At 39.7% G+C, this 17,590-nt stretch carries 21 protein-coding genes; 1 reads left to right on the top strand and 20 read right to left on the bottom strand.

Translation table 11 applies throughout. The annotated features are described in order from the left end of the window. Positions 1–241: 241 nt before the first annotated feature. The 11 genes from spoVG to metG all read right to left on the bottom strand — a co-directional run bounded on the left by spoVG (position 242) and on the right by metG (position 9,901). Entirely contained in the window at positions 242–532 is a 291-nt protein-coding gene (gene spoVG / locus M9R32_RS15025) for a septation regulator SpoVG (protein ID WP_269927563.1), read from the bottom strand. A gap of 152 nt (positions 533–684) precedes the next feature. Further along, positions 685–1,059, bottom strand: coding sequence for a RidA family protein (locus M9R32_RS15020; protein ID WP_269927562.1), 375 nt, complete (start codon positions 1,057–1,059; stop codon positions 685–687). Further along, positions 1,059–1,889, bottom strand: coding sequence for a pur operon repressor (gene purR / locus M9R32_RS15015; RefSeq protein ID WP_269927561.1), 831 nt, complete (start codon positions 1,887–1,889; stop codon positions 1,059–1,061). The genes M9R32_RS15020 and purR overlap by 1 nt, the downstream gene beginning before the upstream one ends. Before the next feature lie 56 nt (positions 1,890–1,945). Beyond that, entirely contained in the window at positions 1,946–2,812 is an 867-nt protein-coding gene (ispE, locus tag M9R32_RS15010) for a 4-(cytidine 5'-diphospho)-2-C-methyl-D-erythritol kinase (protein WP_269927560.1), read from the bottom strand. 285 nt (positions 2,813–3,097) lie between these two features. Continuing rightward, positions 3,098–3,283, bottom strand: a complete 186-nt coding sequence (locus M9R32_RS15005; RefSeq protein WP_269927559.1) for a small, acid-soluble spore protein, alpha/beta type — start codon at positions 3,281–3,283, stop codon at positions 3,098–3,100. 116 nt (positions 3,284–3,399) lie between these two features. After that, complete coding sequence (gene veg / locus M9R32_RS15000) at positions 3,400–3,663, bottom strand: biofilm formation stimulator Veg (protein ID WP_016429962.1); 264 nt, start codon at positions 3,661–3,663, stop codon at positions 3,400–3,402. A gap of 147 nt (positions 3,664–3,810) precedes the next feature. Next, positions 3,811–4,704, bottom strand: coding sequence for a 16S rRNA (adenine(1518)-N(6)/adenine(1519)-N(6))-dimethyltransferase RsmA (rsmA, locus tag M9R32_RS14995; RefSeq protein WP_269927558.1), 894 nt, complete (start codon positions 4,702–4,704; stop codon positions 3,811–3,813). Further along, a complete protein-coding gene (gene rnmV / locus M9R32_RS14990) occupies positions 4,697–5,263 on the bottom strand; it encodes a ribonuclease M5 (RefSeq protein ID WP_269927557.1) in 567 nt (188 codons plus the stop codon). Before rnmV ends, rsmA begins: the two co-directional genes overlap by 8 nt. A 288-nt stretch (positions 5,264–5,551) precedes the next feature. Continuing rightward, positions 5,552–6,772 carry a G5 and 3D domain-containing protein gene (locus M9R32_RS14985; RefSeq protein ID WP_269927556.1) on the bottom strand — a complete coding sequence of 407 codons (1,221 nt, stop codon included), beginning with the start codon at positions 6,770–6,772 and terminating at the stop codon, positions 5,552–5,554. A 129-nt stretch (positions 6,773–6,901) separates the two neighbouring features. After that, positions 6,902–7,672: a TatD family hydrolase gene (locus M9R32_RS14980; protein WP_269927555.1), complete on the bottom strand. Its 771-nt coding sequence runs from the start codon at positions 7,670–7,672 to the stop codon at positions 6,902–6,904. 261 nt (positions 7,673–7,933) lie between these two features. Further along, positions 7,934–9,901: a methionine--tRNA ligase gene (gene metG / locus M9R32_RS14975; protein ID WP_269927554.1), complete on the bottom strand. Its 1,968-nt coding sequence runs from the start codon at positions 9,899–9,901 to the stop codon at positions 7,934–7,936. A 339-nt stretch (positions 9,902–10,240) separates the two neighbouring features. On the opposite strand from metG, the gene M9R32_RS14970 reads away from it, so the two are divergent. Next, positions 10,241–10,519, top strand: coding sequence for an AbrB/MazE/SpoVT family DNA-binding domain-containing protein (locus M9R32_RS14970; RefSeq protein ID WP_016429968.1), 279 nt, complete (start codon positions 10,241–10,243; stop codon positions 10,517–10,519). Between the two features lie 41 nt (positions 10,520–10,560). Here the strand turns inward: M9R32_RS14970 and rsmI are convergent, their stop codons facing one another. The 9 genes from rsmI to M9R32_RS14925 all read right to left on the bottom strand — a co-directional run bounded on the left by rsmI (position 10,561) and on the right by M9R32_RS14925 (position 17,277). After that, positions 10,561–11,442 (bottom strand): 16S rRNA (cytidine(1402)-2'-O)-methyltransferase, encoded by an 882-nt coding sequence (gene rsmI / locus M9R32_RS14965; RefSeq protein WP_269927553.1) that lies wholly within the window; start codon positions 11,440–11,442, stop codon positions 10,561–10,563. Then, entirely contained in the window at positions 11,442–11,714 is a 273-nt protein-coding gene (locus tag M9R32_RS14960) for a GIY-YIG nuclease family protein (RefSeq protein ID WP_269927552.1), read from the bottom strand. The genes rsmI and M9R32_RS14960 overlap by 1 nt, the downstream gene beginning before the upstream one ends. Further along, positions 11,701–12,447 carry a tRNA1(Val) (adenine(37)-N6)-methyltransferase gene (locus M9R32_RS14955; protein ID WP_269927551.1) on the bottom strand — a complete coding sequence of 249 codons (747 nt, stop codon included), beginning with the start codon at positions 12,445–12,447 and terminating at the stop codon, positions 11,701–11,703. The genes M9R32_RS14960 and M9R32_RS14955 overlap by 14 nt, the downstream gene beginning before the upstream one ends. A 63-nt stretch (positions 12,448–12,510) precedes the next feature. Beyond that, entirely contained in the window at positions 12,511–12,876 is a 366-nt protein-coding gene (yabA, locus tag M9R32_RS14950) for a DNA replication initiation control protein YabA (RefSeq protein ID WP_269927550.1), read from the bottom strand. 25 nt (positions 12,877–12,901) lie between these two features. Further along, on the bottom strand, positions 12,902–13,717 hold the full coding sequence (locus M9R32_RS14945) for a PSP1 domain-containing protein (RefSeq protein WP_269927549.1): 816 nt from the start codon (positions 13,715–13,717) through the stop codon (positions 12,902–12,904). Next, positions 13,710–14,714 (bottom strand): DNA polymerase III subunit delta', encoded by a 1,005-nt coding sequence (gene holB / locus M9R32_RS14940; protein ID WP_269927548.1) that lies wholly within the window; start codon positions 14,712–14,714, stop codon positions 13,710–13,712. Before holB ends, M9R32_RS14945 begins: the two co-directional genes overlap by 8 nt. Before the next feature lie 109 nt (positions 14,715–14,823). Then, positions 14,824–15,153, bottom strand: a complete 330-nt coding sequence (locus tag M9R32_RS14935; RefSeq protein ID WP_269927547.1) for a cyclic-di-AMP receptor — start codon at positions 15,151–15,153, stop codon at positions 14,824–14,826. 55 nt (positions 15,154–15,208) lie between these two features. Next, complete coding sequence (gene tmk, locus M9R32_RS14930) at positions 15,209–15,853, bottom strand: dTMP kinase (protein WP_269927546.1); 645 nt, start codon at positions 15,851–15,853, stop codon at positions 15,209–15,211. Beyond that, positions 15,850–17,277, bottom strand: a complete 1,428-nt coding sequence (locus M9R32_RS14925) for an aminotransferase class I/II-fold pyridoxal phosphate-dependent enzyme (protein ID WP_269927545.1) — start codon at positions 17,275–17,277, stop codon at positions 15,850–15,852. Before M9R32_RS14925 ends, tmk begins: the two co-directional genes overlap by 4 nt. Positions 17,278–17,590: the final 313 nt, after the last annotated feature.

Below are 17,590 nucleotides of genomic sequence, written 5' to 3'. Positions count from 1 at the left end.
TCGGATTGGCGAATACCAATGTGCTGTTTTTTTAAAATTATAAAGTTTGATGTTTTAAGTTGAATTTTCTTTTGAATACCAGGTATTTAGTTGTTTAATAAAAAGGCTCAAATAAATGTGTTGGGTTATCGTACATTTGCGCTTGCCGCACGTTCCCCTTTTTATAAAATCAACCATGAAAGTTAACATAGCCTAATAAAAAAGAAACTTATCATTAAGACAAGTCTCTTCATCTCTTCTATTAAGCTCCTGCTTCTTCATATGAAATCATATCTTCTTCGCTAGATTCAGCATAAGCATTCAATACTGCTTCCTGGATTTTCGTTCGCGTACCGGAATTGATCGGATGTGCGATATCTCTAAACTCACCATCTGGTGTTCGCTTACTTGGCATGGCCACAAATAATCCTGTATTGCCGTCAATGACACGAATATCATGCACAACAAACTCGCTGTCTAGTGTGATGGAAGCAATGGCACGCATGCGGCCATCAGTTTGTACTCGACGTAATCTTACATCAGTTACTTCCATTGTCTCACCACCTTTCGTCTTAGATGCCTTACAGACTCTGACAACTATATTCTACATTTATCACATTTTTCCTTCTTTTTTAACGGAATTTTTAAAATATTTAATTTTATATAAAAAAGCCATAGAATGAAATCTCTATGGCTTAATCGAATTTATGAAATTAACGCGATTACTTCTATTTCAACTTGTGCATCTTTTGGTAAACGTGCAACTTCCACCGTAGAACGCGCTGGTTTATGGTCACCAAAATGCTGTCCATAAATTTCATTAAAAACAGCGAAGTCGTTCATGTCTTTAATAAATACGGTTGTTTTCACAACTTGTTGTAATGATGATCCTGCTTCTTCCAATACAGCTTTTAAATTAGCGAATACTTGGTGTGTCTGTTCGGTAATCGAACCTTCCACCATATTCCCCTCAGCTGTCAATGGAATTTGTCCTGAACTGTAAAACAATTCGTTTACGATCATTCCTTGGACGTATGGTCCAATTGCTGCTGGCGCTTTAGTTGTCGATACTGCTTTCATTATTCATTTCCACCTTTCGTAAAATAATTGCCTTCTGTTAAAGCGATTGTACGATCTTTTTCGTTTACTTCATGCAATTTTACCAGTGACAAATAATTTTCAATCAATTGTTCGTCAGCATGCTCCGCTTCGACCAACACGGCTACACCTGCTAACTGACAATTAAATTCTTCAAGCAAGTTTTTCATGCCATTCATCGTACCGCCGACTTTCATGAAGTCGTCTGTAATCAAAACACGTTGACCACTCTTCATACTTCGTTTAGACAATACCATCGTTTGAATACGACGAGAAGACCCAGAAACATAGTTAATGCTGACAGTAGAACCTTCAGTAACTTTACTATCTCGACGCACAACCACGACTGGCACATTTAAGTGGCGAGCAATGGCATGTGCAATTGGAATGCCTTTTGTGGCTACAGTCATGATGGCATCAATCGGTTGTTTGGCAAACGCTGAAGCAAAAACTTTTCCGACACGATTCATAAGTTCAGGGTTTCCAAGTAAATCCGTCATAAATAAATACCCGCCAGGTAACAAACGGTCTGAGTGACCAAGCTCTTCCATAAAGTCTTTAATGACTTCACGGACTGCTTCATCACGCATTCTTGGAATATATTTAACCCCGCCAGCTGCTCCTGGCACTGTCATCAGTAAGCCGATTCCTTTTTCTTCGAACGTTTCTTTGACAATGGTCAAATCTTCACTGATGGAAGATTTGGCAGATTGGTACATATCCGCAAACAATGTTAATGGAATTAACTGTTGGGGATGGTCTAACAAATAATGAGTCATATCAACGAGACGCTCACTGCGTTTCCACTTCATGGGTCACACTCCTAAACACGAATGATTTATATGTCATTTTAAACAAATATACGGTTTTAGGCAAGTGTATCTCGCTCTCCCAACAATCTCACTGCATAAACTTCGTCACAAAAGCCTCTCAAACCATTGTAAATTCTATTTACTCTAGATTCATGTTGAACAACACCGAAAACGGTTGGACCGCTCCCACTCATCAATACCGCATCTGCTCCAAATTTCATCATCTGTTCTTTGATCATGGAGACTTCCGGATGCAATTTTAACGTAACAGCTTCCAAAGCATTTCCCATAGTATTGCACATTAGTTCATAATCTTTCTCCCGGATGGCACGAATCATTTCTTTTGTATTGGGATGAACCACTTCATTTATCTTTAAACTTCCGTACACATCTGCCGTAGAAACACCAATAGATGGTTTGGCTAAAATAATCCAACAGTTTGGCGGCGCCGGCAATTCTTGAATCTGTTCCCCCCTGCCAGTAGCAAGAGCAGTTCCTCCATATACGCAGAACGAAACATCCGAACCGATTTTAGCACCATGTTCTGCTAATTGATCCTTTGTTAGCTTCAAGTTCCATAATTCATTTAATCCTTTTAAAGTAGCGGCAGCATCACTGCTTCCTCCTGCCAGACCAGCAGCAACGGGTATCTTCTTTTCTAAAGTAATAGATACACCTTGCTGTACTTTATATGTATCTTTCAATAACTTTGCCGCTTGATAGGCTAGGTTCCTTTGGTCATCCGGCACATAACGATCGGCTGAAATAATGCGAATCTGACCATCTGTACGTGGTTCTAATCCAATACGATCTGCCAAATCAACCGTCGTCATGATCATTTCTACTTCATGGTAGCCATCTGGACGTTTTTTTAAGACATCCAGGGTTAGATTGATTTTTGCAGGCGCTTTCACATAAAGCATGGGTATGCCTCCTTCATCTGTTCATTGCTGTTCACTATTTTACCACAGCTAGTGATTTAGGAAAGGAGGCGTAGAAAAGATTGCTTATGTTTCTGTTTCTACATCGCTTCGCTAGCTTCGAAAGATGTAAGTGCGTCGCATCGTTTGACTGTCGTAATGAGGAGCCCCAAATGTCTTACTATCTATTCTTTCCTCTTTGAGAATGCGAGACAGGTAACATAGCCTTACATAAAGATAGGCGGATTGCTCCGCCGTGTCAGTCCCATTAGAAATCTAGTTTGCGACTTACTTCTTGTACTGTTGTCCGTTCATTAAGCCGGCCTGTGCCATTTCAACTGCTCGCTTTACCATGTTTCCAGCATTACGAGAGGTGATGCCTCCCCAACCGTCACGCGCAACGACATCATAAAATCCAAGTTCTTTCGCAATTTCCTCTTTTAGATGATTCGACATTACACGATTACGTGGCATGTTTTTCCTCCTCTTGAGGACTGACAAATGTAGTATGTACTGAAATCAAAAAAACACTCATGGATGAAGTCATCCATGAGTGTCTTGTTAAAATATAAGTACATAAGTGCTAAAGATTATTTGACGACTACAAGTTCTTGCATTCCGTCAACAATTGTAATTTCTACTGCTTCAGTTAAAATATCTGTGTAGCTGTAAGACACACGCTCAAACGCGTTCTCGTCCTGATCAAGATCCACTACGAACACTGCATGATACGTTTCACGTAAAACGCCTGCTCGTTCAATCGTTTTCTTGCGACCACCGTTTGCTTTTAATTGCAAACGTTTACCTAAATGACAATCTAAAGACTTTTTAATATCGGCTAAAGTTTTTGGCATTTCGCTTACACCTCACTTAGTCATAAGCATACCATACACACAAATATTTGTCAACCAAATTTATTATTTTAACAATGAACAAAAGCACTTGTCAATAAAATTCGCATATTTAAACTGTAATTTTTATTAATAAGTGTGCCAAGTTTGTTATAAAGTCGAGATTTCCTTGAAATCTGGCAGTAATAAATCTGCTAATTTTCCAAATTCCTGAATGGTTAGTGTTTCCCCTCGACGAGCAGGATCAATATTTGCACCTTCCAATGCAGCTAAAATCAAATCCTTCTTTTCTTTACCGTGTGGAAGTTGGGACTGTAGATTGTTTAGGATTGTTTTCCTGCGTTGCGCAAAAGAAGAACGCGAAACCGTGAATAAGAAATCTTCATCCAAAACATTCACTGGAGCCGTCTCATGTCTCGTTAACTTAATGACAGCTGAGTCGACATTAGGTTGTGGAATAAAGACTGTTTTTGGAACGGTCATAGCAATTTCGGCCTTCATATAATACTGAATCGCAATGGACAATGAACCGTAAGCTTTTGTACTAGGTGAAGCTGTAATACGATCTGCCACTTCTTTCTGCATCATGACAACCATTCCGCGAATCGGCAATTTCTCCATTAGCAACTTAATCAGGATCGGTGTAGTTACATAGTATGGTAAGTTTGCTACAACCATAACATCCTTAAATCCAGCCAATTTATCCTGCATTACTTCTGCCACATTGGCTTTTAACACATCTGAATGAACAATCTCAACGTTATCGTATGGGGAAAGTGTATCTTCCAACACTGGTAACAGGCGTTGATCAATCTCAAAAGCAACCACTTGACCAGCATTGCGTGCTAAATGCTCTGTCAACGCACCGATTCCGGGGCCGATCTCAATGGCAGCCGATTCTTTTGTCAACTTAGCATGGCTGACAATGTTATGAAGTACGTTCGGATCGATTAAGAAATTTTGTCCTAAACTCTTTTTAAATGAAAAACCGTATTTTTTTAATATTTCCTGTGTGCGTTTTGGGGTTGCAATATCTTTACTCATGTATGCCCTCCTGATCCAATTGAGCTAAAGCTTTTTCAAATTGCCCGCTTTCAATTTGGAACATTGATAGTCTTTTTTGTAGTTGTTTGCCATTCGTATAACCAATCTGCAAAAGCTCACCCAGTCGATCGCGGCGGGCTTTAGAACTAGGATGCCCAATTAATCGAGCTTCCATCAATTGGTGAAGCGGAATTTCTTCTATTTGATTCAATGTATTTCTCGGTGTATATACATTTAAAAGCGCTTGGCGTATATCTTCGTCCGCAGCATGCTCAATACCAAGACCTTTCCCATTTTTCGCAATGGTTTTTTCTTTAGGTAAAAATGCATGCTTTACACCTGGTACTTGCTCTTCAATAATGGCACGTATTCGTCTGCCAGGATAATCGGGATCCGTAAAAACAATGACCCCTCTCTTATTTTGCGCATGTTGAATACGCTTGATGGTCTCTGGCGAAATAGCAGAACCATTCGTTTCAATCGTATCTGCTCTCACAGCACGCTTAATAGCAGTTGTATCATCTTTTCCTTCCACCACTATTACTTCTTCAATAAACACGATTCACTGCCTCATTTCCAACTGCTTCTTTGCCTATTTTACTTCCGCACAGCCCCATTGTACACAGAAAAGCGAAGCAGACCACGATAGCCCACATCGATGTTGGAAGTTTCTATTCGAAAGTCTGCTTTCGCTTGATTAGGGGCTGGGAGTGCTTGACCGGGGAGCTAGACATTCGAAAAGCGATGCAGACTCTGAAAACCAACCGTTACAAAAGAGGCAAATTTCATGATTACTTCTCTAACGACAAAAAGCTTCCCCCTAAATATGGGGAAAGCTGGAATTTCATTAGTCTAATACTTTAATTCGAACCTGTTTACGACCAAACCCAAATGCCTGATCTGTCGTAGGCATGAATAAGTCGATCTTCATCCCTTTTATTGCTCCGCCCGTATCTCCAGCTACAGCATACCCATAGCCTTCAACCCAAACCTTTGAACCCAAAGGAATAACGCGCGGATCTACCGCAATTACTTTTAGGTGTGGATTTGAACGTAAATCGATACCCGTAGCGGTAATACCTGAACAACCATTACAGTAAGCTGTATAGGCTGTGGCAGATACATAAAACTCTTTTCCGCCAGGTTCTGATGAACTGTTCGAACTTGTATTGGTACCACGTGAAACGCTTGCCGTAACAATTTTCGTTCCAACAGCCACGACTTTCTTAGCCGGTTCACTAATTACTTCTTCGCCTTTTAGAATACGCGCGACCGGTTTACCATTTTCAGTAATGATTTCATAAGTGCGTTTTATGGATCCTTTTTTACCTTCTTGTACAACTTTTTCTTTACCTTTTAACAAATTCTTATCTTTACGTGTTTCCACAGCGAAATTCGTTGCTGCTTCCACTACATCGGTGACTTTTTCTACGCGAACGACTTGTATAACATCGTTTGGAATCACTAATTCATCCATTCTTTGTTCGACACGATCAAATTCATTCATTTGAATCTCTTGTTGTTTTAAAAAGTCAGCGACCGTAGTCGAAGTGGACCAAACCTTCATTTCATTGACACCATCTACGAGCGTTACTTGGAACGCTTTTTCAATCGCAATGTTTGTATCGGGTCCGACCTTGGCATCAAGCCCAGGTGTTAACTTATCTTGCTCAGAAACTTCAATCTTTGCTTCTGCTAAAACTTCACTAACTTTATCGGCAGTTGTTTGGATTGTTTGTTTTTTCCCATCAACTGTAATCGTAATTTTTTTTGCCTGTTCCCACTTAATAGAAAGTCCTTCTTCTATCTTCGTGTTCAATGAGGGTGAAACTAAATCAGCGGTGGAAACTTGAATATTTTGTTCATTCAATAAGTCTCCAACTGTATCTGCATGGGTGTGAACTTCTTGTTGTTTACCATTAACCGTCAAAGCGACAGTTTGTTTCGTTCCTACGAAAAGAACGGCTGATATGACTGAAACAAATAAGATAACTGCGATTGCTGCTATTCCTAATTGCTTATTCCTCAATGTGTTGGTGAACAGGTTTTTCATGGAATTATTTGACATGAAAAACGCCTCCTTATCACTCGTGTGATTATATAGATTACAAAAATGCCTGTCAACCTTTCGTAATTAGTCAAACAATTCAGGTTGAAAGAACCTCCTCTGCCCAAGTATTGGAGAGGGTTCCAATTTTTATACAGGTAATTTGTAAAATTTTATGGCATTCTCAGTTGTTGCTTTGCCTACTTCCTCAACTGGAATGTTTTTCAGACGAGCAATTTCTTCTGCTACTAGTGTGACAAGTGCCGGTTCATTGCGTTTTCCTCTATGTGGATGAGGTGCTAAGTACGGGGCATCTGTTTCGATCATTAAATACTCAAGTGGAATTTCTGCAGCTACTTCTTTCGGCTTCTTAGCATTTTTAAACGTTACAGGACCACCGAGTGAAATCATGAAATTCATCTCTATAGAGATTTTTGCGGTTTCAACACTGCCACCGTAACAATGCATGACTCCACCCGTTGTTTCGGCCTGTTCTTCCTGAAGGATACGAATGACATCTTCGGTCGCATCGCGGTTATGAATGACAATAGGCAAATTCACTTTTTGTGCCAAACGAATTTGTTTTCTAAATAATTCCTGTTGCACATCATGAGGTGATTTGTCCCAATGATAATCAAGCCCAGTTTCACCAATTGCCACAACTTTTGGATGTGCTGCTAATTCTTCAATCCACAGTAAATCTTCTTCAGTACAATCAATAGCATCGACTGGATGCCAACCGACAACCGCATAAATAAACTCATATTGTTCCGCTAATGCGATCGCTCGCTTAATTGTTTTCCGGTCGAAGCCAATCACGACCATATGGTTAACTTTTGCTTCGAGGGCTCTTTCAATAACTTCTTGTAAATCTTCATCGTATTGATCTGCATTTAAATGAACATGTGTATCTATGTACATAATGAATCGCCTCACAGTATCTCTATTTTAGAATTAATAAATATTTCTGACATCTCTGTTTCGTAACAACTTGATGACAGGGGCGTGTATTTTATATAACATTCAGGACTAAATAACCTAAAAATGGTAATTGTTTTTAATTGTATTATAATTCCAGTGATTCCAACGACCTAAACTTTCAAAAGAATAGCACGTTACGAATGATAGTTACAAGGAAAAAGCCTGTCCAGCGATTGCTGAACAGGCTAATTAGTTGTTATTTTATTTTACTTTTGCACCGTTTTCGAGTTTCTCATCAACAGTTGCCAATGTTAAATATCCATCTTTTTCTCCAGCAAGGATCATCCCTTGTGACAGTTCTCCGCGCAGTTTAACAGGTTTCAAGTTGGCTACAACAATCACTTTCTTGCCTACTAATTCCTCCGGTTTATAACTCTTCGCTATACCTGAAACTACTTGGCGTTGCTCGTATCCCAGGTCTACCTGCAGCTTCAATAATTTATCTGCTTTAGGAATTGCTTCACATGCCGTAACCGTTGCAACTCGCAAGTCCACATTCATAAACTCGTCGATTGTTATTTCTGGGACATCTGGAGCTTCTTCTTTTACAGTTTCTGCTACTACCGCTTCTTCCACTTTTACCGGACCACGCATTTGTTCTTGAATATACGTAATTTCTGTCTCCACTTCCAACCTTGGGAAAATCGGTACGCCTTTTTCAATCACTTTTGTACCACTTGCAATGCTTGATGCATCTTCAAGTGAATCCCAAGTCAATGCATCTGCAGACAAACCTAGTTGCTCAGCAATTTGTTTTGGAGCGTTTGTCATGAACGGTTGCAAGTAAACAGCAATTTTACGAAGACTTTCAGCCAAGTTCCACATAACTGAACCTAGTTTAGGTTTGTCTGATTCTTCTTTAGCCAGCACCCATGGTTGCGTTTCGTCAATATATTTATTCGTACGAGAAACAAGAGACCATAATTCACTTAACACGATACTGAACTGCATTTTCTCCATACTTGCTTCATACTTTTCTTTCACTTCTTTTGCATGCGCTTGTAAGGTCGCATCAAATTCTGTCGGTTCATTTCCTTCAGTTGGAATCACACCATCAAAATACTTGTTCATCATCGAAACAGTACGATTCAGCAAGTTTCCTAAATCATTTGCCAAGTCATAGTTGGTGCGTTCCACAAAAGATTCTGGTGAAAAGACGCCATCGGCACCGAACGGCAACTCACGTAATAAGAAATAACGAGTAGCATCCAAACCATAACGATTTACTAATAATTCCGGTGTGACAACATTGCCTTTAGACTTCGACATTTTCCCGTCTTTCATCATAATAAAGCCATGTGCAAACACTTTTTTCGGCAACGGTAAATCCAACGCCATCAAGAAAATAGGCCAGTAAATCGTATGGAATCTCACAATGTCTTTCCCGACAACATGTACATCAGCAGGCCAGAACTTATTAAATAATGATTCATCATCCGACTTGTAGCCGAGTGCTGTAATATAGTTTGACAAAGCATCTACCCAAACATAGATCACATGTTTTGCGTCTCCAGGTACTCGGATTCCCCAATCAAATGAAGTTCGGGACACTGATAAATCTTCCAACCCTGGTTTAATGAAGTTATTGATCATTTCATTTTTTCTAGACTCAGGTTCAATAAATTCTACGTTATTTTCATAATAGTTCAGCAAGCGGTCAGCATATTTTTTCATATTGAAGAAATATGATTCTTCTTTGACTTTTTTCACTGGACGTCCACAGTCAGGACAATTTCCATTTTCCAATTGTGATTCAGTAAAGAAAGATTCACACGGAGTGCAGTACCATCCCTCATATTCACCTTTGTATATATCGCCGTTATCAAGGAATAACTGGAAAATCTTTTCAACACCATCTTTATGGCGCTGTTCAGTTGTTCGAATAAAATCGTCATTGGAAATGTCCATCAATTCCCAAACTTGCTTAGAAGCTTCCGCAATTTCATCGACATAAGATTGTGGATCTTTACCAGCTTCTGTCGCTTTCTCTTGAATCTTTTGGCCATGCTCATCCATACCCGTTAAAAAACGAACATCAAAACCACGTAAACGCTTATAGCGAGCCATCGCATCGGAAGCCACTGTTGTATAAGCAGTCCCTATATGAAATTTACCGCTTGGGTAATAAATTGGAGTCGTAATATAAAAAGAATTTCTTTGGTTGTTCAATTAAATTCGCCCTTTCGTGCCCATAAAGTAGTAATACTATTCTATCTGAGTACCAGAATTGTTTCAATGATGTATAATTGACGAAAAATGTCGAATAATAATTACGTGTTTTTAGTACCAGTTATTTTCAATTATTGCCATATATTTGACATATATTAAATCATATATCAAATATATTATATTTTGACCATAAAATATCATATTATTAACAATTATTACTATGAATTGGAAGTAATTTTTATTGACGAAGCTGGCAGTACTTGGTATGATAAGTAACAGACAAGAAAGAAATGTCGAAATTTGACGAATTACTTTTATAATTCGAGAGGAGTACTTTTCATGAAATCTACAGGAATCGTTCGTAAAGTTGATGAATTAGGACGCGTAGTTATTCCAATAGAGCTTCGCCGTACACTTGGCATTGCTGAAAAAGACGCATTGGAAATTTACGTGGATGACGATAAAATCATCTTGAAAAAATACCTGCCAAACATGACTTGTGCTGTAACTGGTGAAGTATCAGATGACAACCTACGTTTAGTAGGCGGAAAACTGATCTTAAGCCCAGAAGGCGCAGATTTGTTGGTAAAAGAAATTCAATCTAACCTGACTAAATAATTTCAAAATCCGGGGCGACTATATGTCACTCCGGATTTTTTTTATTCTTCAATATGATACTGTTGATACACATCCCGCTTCGGTAGATCTCTGTCCTTGGCCACAACTTTAATGGCTTCTTTGGAAGAAAGCGACTGATTTTCTATCACATGGTTAACATGCTCTGTTATGGATAAATTTATCCACCATTTTTCATTTTCATCCGGATTTTCTTCTGTAGAACCTTCAATAACCATTACAAATTCGCCACGCACTTCTTCCTTCTCTGCCCAAGCCACCGCTTCTTCCAAAGTCCCTCTTACAAACTCTTCGAATTTCTTCGTTACTTCTCTAGCCAACACTACTTTTCGTGCGGAACCCAGTATTTGTTGAGCATCCCGCAGTGTTTCTTTTAGTCGATGAGGAGCTTCGTAAAACAGCATTGTTTCTTTGTGGTATTGAATGGCTTCAAGTGCAGCTTTTCGATCTTTCTTTTGCCTTGGTAGAAACCCATAAAAAGTAAAAGACAAGGTTGAAAGTCCAGATGATATTAACGCACTTAATGCAGCATTCGCACCGGGAATCGGCACGACGGATAAATTCTCCGCAACCGCTTTTGCCACAATATCCGCTCCCGGATCTGAAATGCATGGTAAACCAGCATCACTGACAAGTGCAATATTCTTCCCATTACGCAGAAGCTCTAAAAGCTTTTCCCCGCCATATTCCAAATTATGCTCATGGTAACTAATGAGTGGCGTATCAATTTCAAAGTAATTACACAGCTTCTTCGTATTACGTGTATCTTCGGCAGCAATATAATCCGCTTCTTTCATCATGCGTATCGCACGAACGGTCATATCCTCCAAGTTTCCAATAGGTGTCGCCACCAAATACAAAATACCAGTGGTCGATTGTCCTGAAAAACTCTTTTGTGCATGCATTATTGTTCACCTCTCATTCCATTTGCCATATAGACTATTTTCTCACTCTTCTTCAACTGTTTGAATGCATACTCCGCTTTCATCGCCAGTTGTTTCGTTTCGAATGCTTCCTGATAAATACATGTGACCGGTCGTCTGGCCCGAGTATACTTGGCACCTTTGCCGTTGTTATGGACGTTTAGACGTTTTGTTAAGTCATTGGTATACCCGGCATAATAAGAGCCATCGGAACATTCCAACACATAAAAAATATGCTCGTTAGTTCTCTCCATAAAGCATCTCACGCACTTCTTCCGTATATTCACCTTTTTCATCGTACACATATAGAGGAGGAAGAATTTTTAAATCGGGTTTCCCATCTTTAATTCCTTCTATTAATAAAGTATTCGCTTCTTTTCCTTCTTTCGGATAAACAAATCGAATGCGTTTCGGCTCCAGTCGATTAGCTCTCATTGCGGTCACGATATCAAGCAATCGACCTGGTCGATGAACAAATGCCGCTTTTCCACCTTGTTTCAGCAACTGACTTGCAGATTGAACTGCCTCGTCTAAAGTTAAATGAAGTTCATGTCGGGCAATCGCTAAATGTTCTTTCAAGTTTTTATTGCTTGCTTCATGCGCAGGAAAATAAGGAGGATTACACGTTACCACATCATGTTTTTCAATTCCAAGATCCTTGGGAATGGTTTTGACATCCCCTTCAACAATCGTTATTTGTTCATTTAATTGATTATAGCTCACACTTCTATTAGCCATATCTGCTAAACGTTGCTGTAATTCCACACCTGTAATCTTAGCTTTCGTCCGTGCACTTAAAAATAAAGGTATGACACCGTTTCCTGAACACAAATCCACGATCGAACCTTGTTTAATCGGTACATACGTAAATTTTGCAAGAAGTACTGCATCTAATGAAAAGGAGAAAACAGACGGACTCTGAATAATCCGTAGATCCTCTGCAAGTAAATAGTCTAATCTTTCATCATCTTGTAAATCGATATCCATTGGTTAACCCTCCGACATAACAAAAGACCGACATCCACTTGTTGAAGTGGAATCAGTCTTTCATCACCCGTTTTGTTTATTTAAAAATGAAAGGCAGAACAAACAGTCCTCGCCTTTACGTGAGCTTCCAAAGTGCACATGACACACATGGAAACCTTCTTGATATAATCTCGCCAAGTTATCGTAACCTTCTCCAATATCAATCCGGCTTAATTTTTTTGCATTCAGTTCGGACTGCTTCAGGACTTCCTCTTCCGCCGCATGAATTTCATCCAAACGCGTTCGAAGAAGGAAGTTTTCTTGTTGCAAAGACTGATGTTCTTCCATCATCAAAGCCACGAACTCTTTAAGTGCATGGAACTGCCCTTGCAATGATTCAAGTTGCTGTTCAAACTCCATGACCGTATCCAAAAAATTACGATCTTTCACGTACATCACCTCGTTGTTCAGTCCATTACACTTGGTTTTCTGCAAACTGCTGAATTTCTTCTAATGTATAGTCTAGCACACGTTGTTGCTCAGCTAATTCAACTTGCATCACGCGTTCCAATAAGTTAATTCCGACGACTTTACCTTTGCCATCCGGTGTAGAAATTCGTGCACCCATATCTGGCATTAACTCTTTTGCTGTTTCATACTCGTCATTTTCGTATTTCAAACAGCACATCAACCTGCCACATAAACCCGAGATTTTGGAAGGATTAAGGGAAAGGTTTTGATCTTTAGCCATTTTGATGGAAACAGGTTCAAAATCACCTAAAAACGTTGAACAACATAACATTCGGCCACATGGTCCGATTCCACCAAGCATTTTCGCTTCGTCTCGCACACCGATTTGTCGTAACTCGATTCGCGTTCTGAAGACAGAAGCTAAATCTTTCACCAAATCACGGAAGTCAACTCGACCTTCAGCCGTGAAATAGAAGATAATTTTATTTCGGTCAAATGTATATTCCACATCGACCAACTTCATATCCAAGGTGTGTTCAACAATCTTTTCTGTTCCAAGCTCAAAGGCATGTTGTGATTCAATTTGGTTCTCATCCACTTGCAGACGATCACGCTCATCAGCGGGACGTACGACCTGTTTAAGCGGCAACACCACATCGTGTTCCTCCACTTGCTTGACAGGAACGACAACCTTCCCGTATTCTACCCCTCTTGCTGTCTCAACTATAACATACTGGTCTTTTTCCAAAGGAAAATCAGCTGGATCAAAATAATATATTTTACCCGCTTTCTTGAAGCGGACACCTACCACGTTATACAAACGAAAACCCCTCCTGCAAATTCAGCGTTAATTGTTCCATTAAAAGCGTCCGATTCATATTGCGATGCAGTTGTTGCTTCGCTTTTAATATGGCCTCTATTTTATTGGACAAGTGTTCATATGTAATATGAAGTGCACGTTGTTGATAAAATGGCAAAAAATCCGGATACGCGTAAGCTGAATCACTATTAGCTTTAACTGATACTAAATCGCGATATGCGAATAGTAGCAAATCTAATGCTTGTTCTGTTTCTTCTTTTTCTTTTAACAAAGGTAGCCATTCTTCATGCACAGTCAACATCGCTTCATGTACATTTGATTCAACCGCCTCCACTAATTTTAACACTGTTTTTCGGACCTGTGCAAACTGCTCATCTTTTGCCAATTGTAAAGAGTCTTCCAAATCATTCGTCAGCATGGAAACAGTTGCCGCCATAGATGCTGTTAGACCTTCTCCTATCAGCACTTTTACGCGTTCTTCATAAGGAATAGCTGGAAAAGAAATAATTTGACTACGCGATCTGATTGTCGGTAAAATCGCATGTGGTTTTTCCGTCAATAATATCGCTGTTATCAATCCTTCAGGTTCTTCCAAAAATTTAAGCAATGTATTCGCAGCAGATGCGTTTAAGCGATCTGCCCGGTGGAGCACATATATTTTACGGCCAGCTTCGAGGCCAGTTTTATTCATCTCATATATTAACTGCAGCATTTGATCTTTTTTGATATCTTGTCCATCCGGTTCGATTTGAATAAAGTTTGGATGGTTGCCAGATTCAAATCTTCTACACCCTCGGCACGTTTCACATGAAACATTTTCAATGGGTTGTTCACATAATAATAATTTCACAAACGATCGCATAACCGCTACTTTGCCAGTTCCTTTCGCTCCTTCAAAAAGATATGCATGAGCAACACGGTTCTTTTGAAATACCGTTTGAAGTTGTTTCATTACAACTGGCTGTAACTGTCTGACATCATTTTGGTTTGCATCCATGAAGTTGCTCACCCTTTCTTTTTGAAAAAACCCGTGCTCCGGACATCCGGAAAACACGGGATTTTTCGTGTGTAGCTAAATAAAATTGAGTCATAAGTGCAAAATAAATTTAAAAATGATGGAACTGTTCAATCGGAAGCACAAATACTGTCGCTCCTCCTACTTCAACTTCTACTGGATATGGAATATATGAGTCAGCGTTACCGCCCATTGGCGATACAGGAGCAACCATCTGCTCACGAGAACGACAATTATCACGAATTAAATCCAATGCTTTTGGTATTAATTCATCTTCGGTACCGATTAAAAACGTCGTATTTCCTGATCGTAAAAAACCACCAGTACTTGCTAATTTGGTTGCACGAAAGTCACCTTTCGTCAGTGCGCTTGATAATCGGTTACTATCTTGATCTTGCACCACAGCCACTATAAGCTTCATCAACTCGACCCCTTTTCCGGAAGTTCTTCCTACTATTATAACATGAAAAGTTTATTCATTTCATACGTGAAGAAAGAGAATTTTTCAGAACATTCAGTACGTATTCCGTTACTTCTTCCTGTGATTTTGAAGCATCTACTACATGTATTCGTTCAGGATATCTTTTAACGACTTCCTGATAACCTTCTCTTACTGCTTCATGAAATGCCAAACTTTCTGCGTCTAATCTATTCTTTTCCCTCTCATCATGTTTTGCAATCCTTTTTAGTCCTACTGAAGGTTCCAAATCAAATAATAATGTGAGATGAGGCATTAATTTGCCAATAGCGAATTCATTGATGGAAAGAACTTCGTCAATGCCAAGTCCTCGAGCGTGTCCTTGATAAGCAAGGGAGGCGTCAATGAATCGATCACACAAAACGATTTTATTTTCATTTAGTGCGGGCTCGATTTTCTCAACCAAGTGTTGTCTTCGCGCTGCTGCATATAATAGAGCTTCCGTACGTCCGTCCATCTCCGTGTATGCGTTATTTAGTATCACTTCACGTATATGCTCTGAAATACGTATGCCACCGGGTTCACGTGTTGATACGATGTCATATCCTTCTTTCGTTAATCGAGCAACGACATCACTCATCACTGTTGTTTTCCCTGCGCCTTCTGGTCCTTCAATCGTTATAAAAAATCCCTGGTTATTCATACCTTTTCCTCCTTCAAGACAAGCAACAGTTTTCGGCTTAAATCATGCTCACCTTGAATCGTTGCGCCACTCGCTAAATAATCTGCAAGCATCTTCAATTTATTCGTTGTAATTTTCTCCCCGCGGACAAATAAGGGAATGCCTGGCGGATAAGGAATGACCATTCCCGCACAAATTCGGCCGTTTGCTTTTGTAAATGGAATCCATTCACTGTCTAATGCTTGTAGCTCTTTATATGGCACAGCCAAAGTTGAAAGTGCTTCTATTTCATGCGAATAATCAATTTCCACTTTATCTCTTTGCTGATTAAAACATTTCTCAACAGCAGCTTTTATTTTTTTTCTTATTTCTGCAAAAGGAAAGTGATGTCTCGCTTTTAATAATGGCAAAATCATCAATACTTGCTCTGGATCTGCAAGCTCTACGTAAATCCCTTGGTGCTCCAACTGTTTTTGCAAAGTAAAACCCGTATGATGGGGTACCCTTAAAATTAATTTCAATGGGTCATCAGCCTCTATAACTTCAAGAGAAGATATAGTTTTCAAGCTATCGACAAACTGACGGCGTGTCTTAATAAACAACTGCTGATCTTCATGCGCATACGTTCCGATAAAATGCCGCGCATCATCCAATGAAGCGAGTATCAAATACGACGGACTGCTGGATTGAAGCATGCGCAAATAGCGATTCACTTTATCTTTAGACACTCGACTTGAATTAATATGTAGAAATGAACCCATTGTCAATGCCGGTAGCGTTTTATGTGCAGACTGGACAACCACATCTGCCCCCATTTCAAGCGCGGACATCGGAAACTCGCCTTCTCCTATAAAATGCGCCCCATGCGCCTCATCAACAAGAACAGGAATTCCATGTGCCTGAGCCAAACGAATCGTTTCAACCATCTCTGGATTTGTAACGCCATAATACGTGGGGTGCGTTAAAATAAGTGCTTTGGCATCTGGGTAATAGTCGATAGCCGCCGATACAGTAGTTAAACTGACATGTGAAGGTGTATATGTCTCCTCATCCCATTGAGGAGTTAAAAACACTGGTTGAGCACCTACTAATTCGAGTGCATGAAATACCGACTTATGTGCATTGCGCTGAACCAGTACCCGATCACCTTCCCCACAAGTTGCATAGACCATTGCCAGGTTCCCCACTGTCGAGCCATTCACCAAAAAATAACTGTGTTGTGCCGCGTAGGTTTTTGCTAACAATGCTTGTGCTTCTTCTATGACTTCCTCTGGATGGTGGTAATCATCAAGTCCACTGAGTTCGGTATAATCAAACTTCATCACATCTTTGAAAGCACGGGGCAACTCAGACAATGCTCCATGTTTATGTCCAGGCACATGAAACGAGCTATTTTGATTTTCATAAAAACGTTTCATCGCTTCCACTATTGGCCGTTCATTCATTCCTAATCCCTCACACTTTTCATATAGCTTTATTATACATCAATATAGATATTCTTACTGTTGACCACCGCTGTTTCGATAGTTGAACTTCTAAAATTAGACTTCTCCAATTGAAAGAGATATGCAACGTCAGGGGAGTGACTTCCATTAAAACTCTTAATGGTCTTGTTTCCGCTACGCTCCTGTTCAAACCCTTAAAAAAGAACACAAAAAAACCGCTACCTCAAAAGGTATCGGTTTTTTACTTTGCCTAGCGACGTCCTACTCTCACAGGGGGAAACCCCCAACTACCATCGGCGCTAAAGAGCTTAAC

The organism is Paenisporosarcina quisquiliarum, from assembly GCF_027563315.1.
Lineage (GTDB): Bacteria > Bacillota > Bacilli > Bacillales_A > Planococcaceae > Paenisporosarcina > Paenisporosarcina quisquiliarum.
Note: the sequence above shows the minus strand (reverse complement) of the source record. Positions and strands in the feature narration are given on the sequence as shown.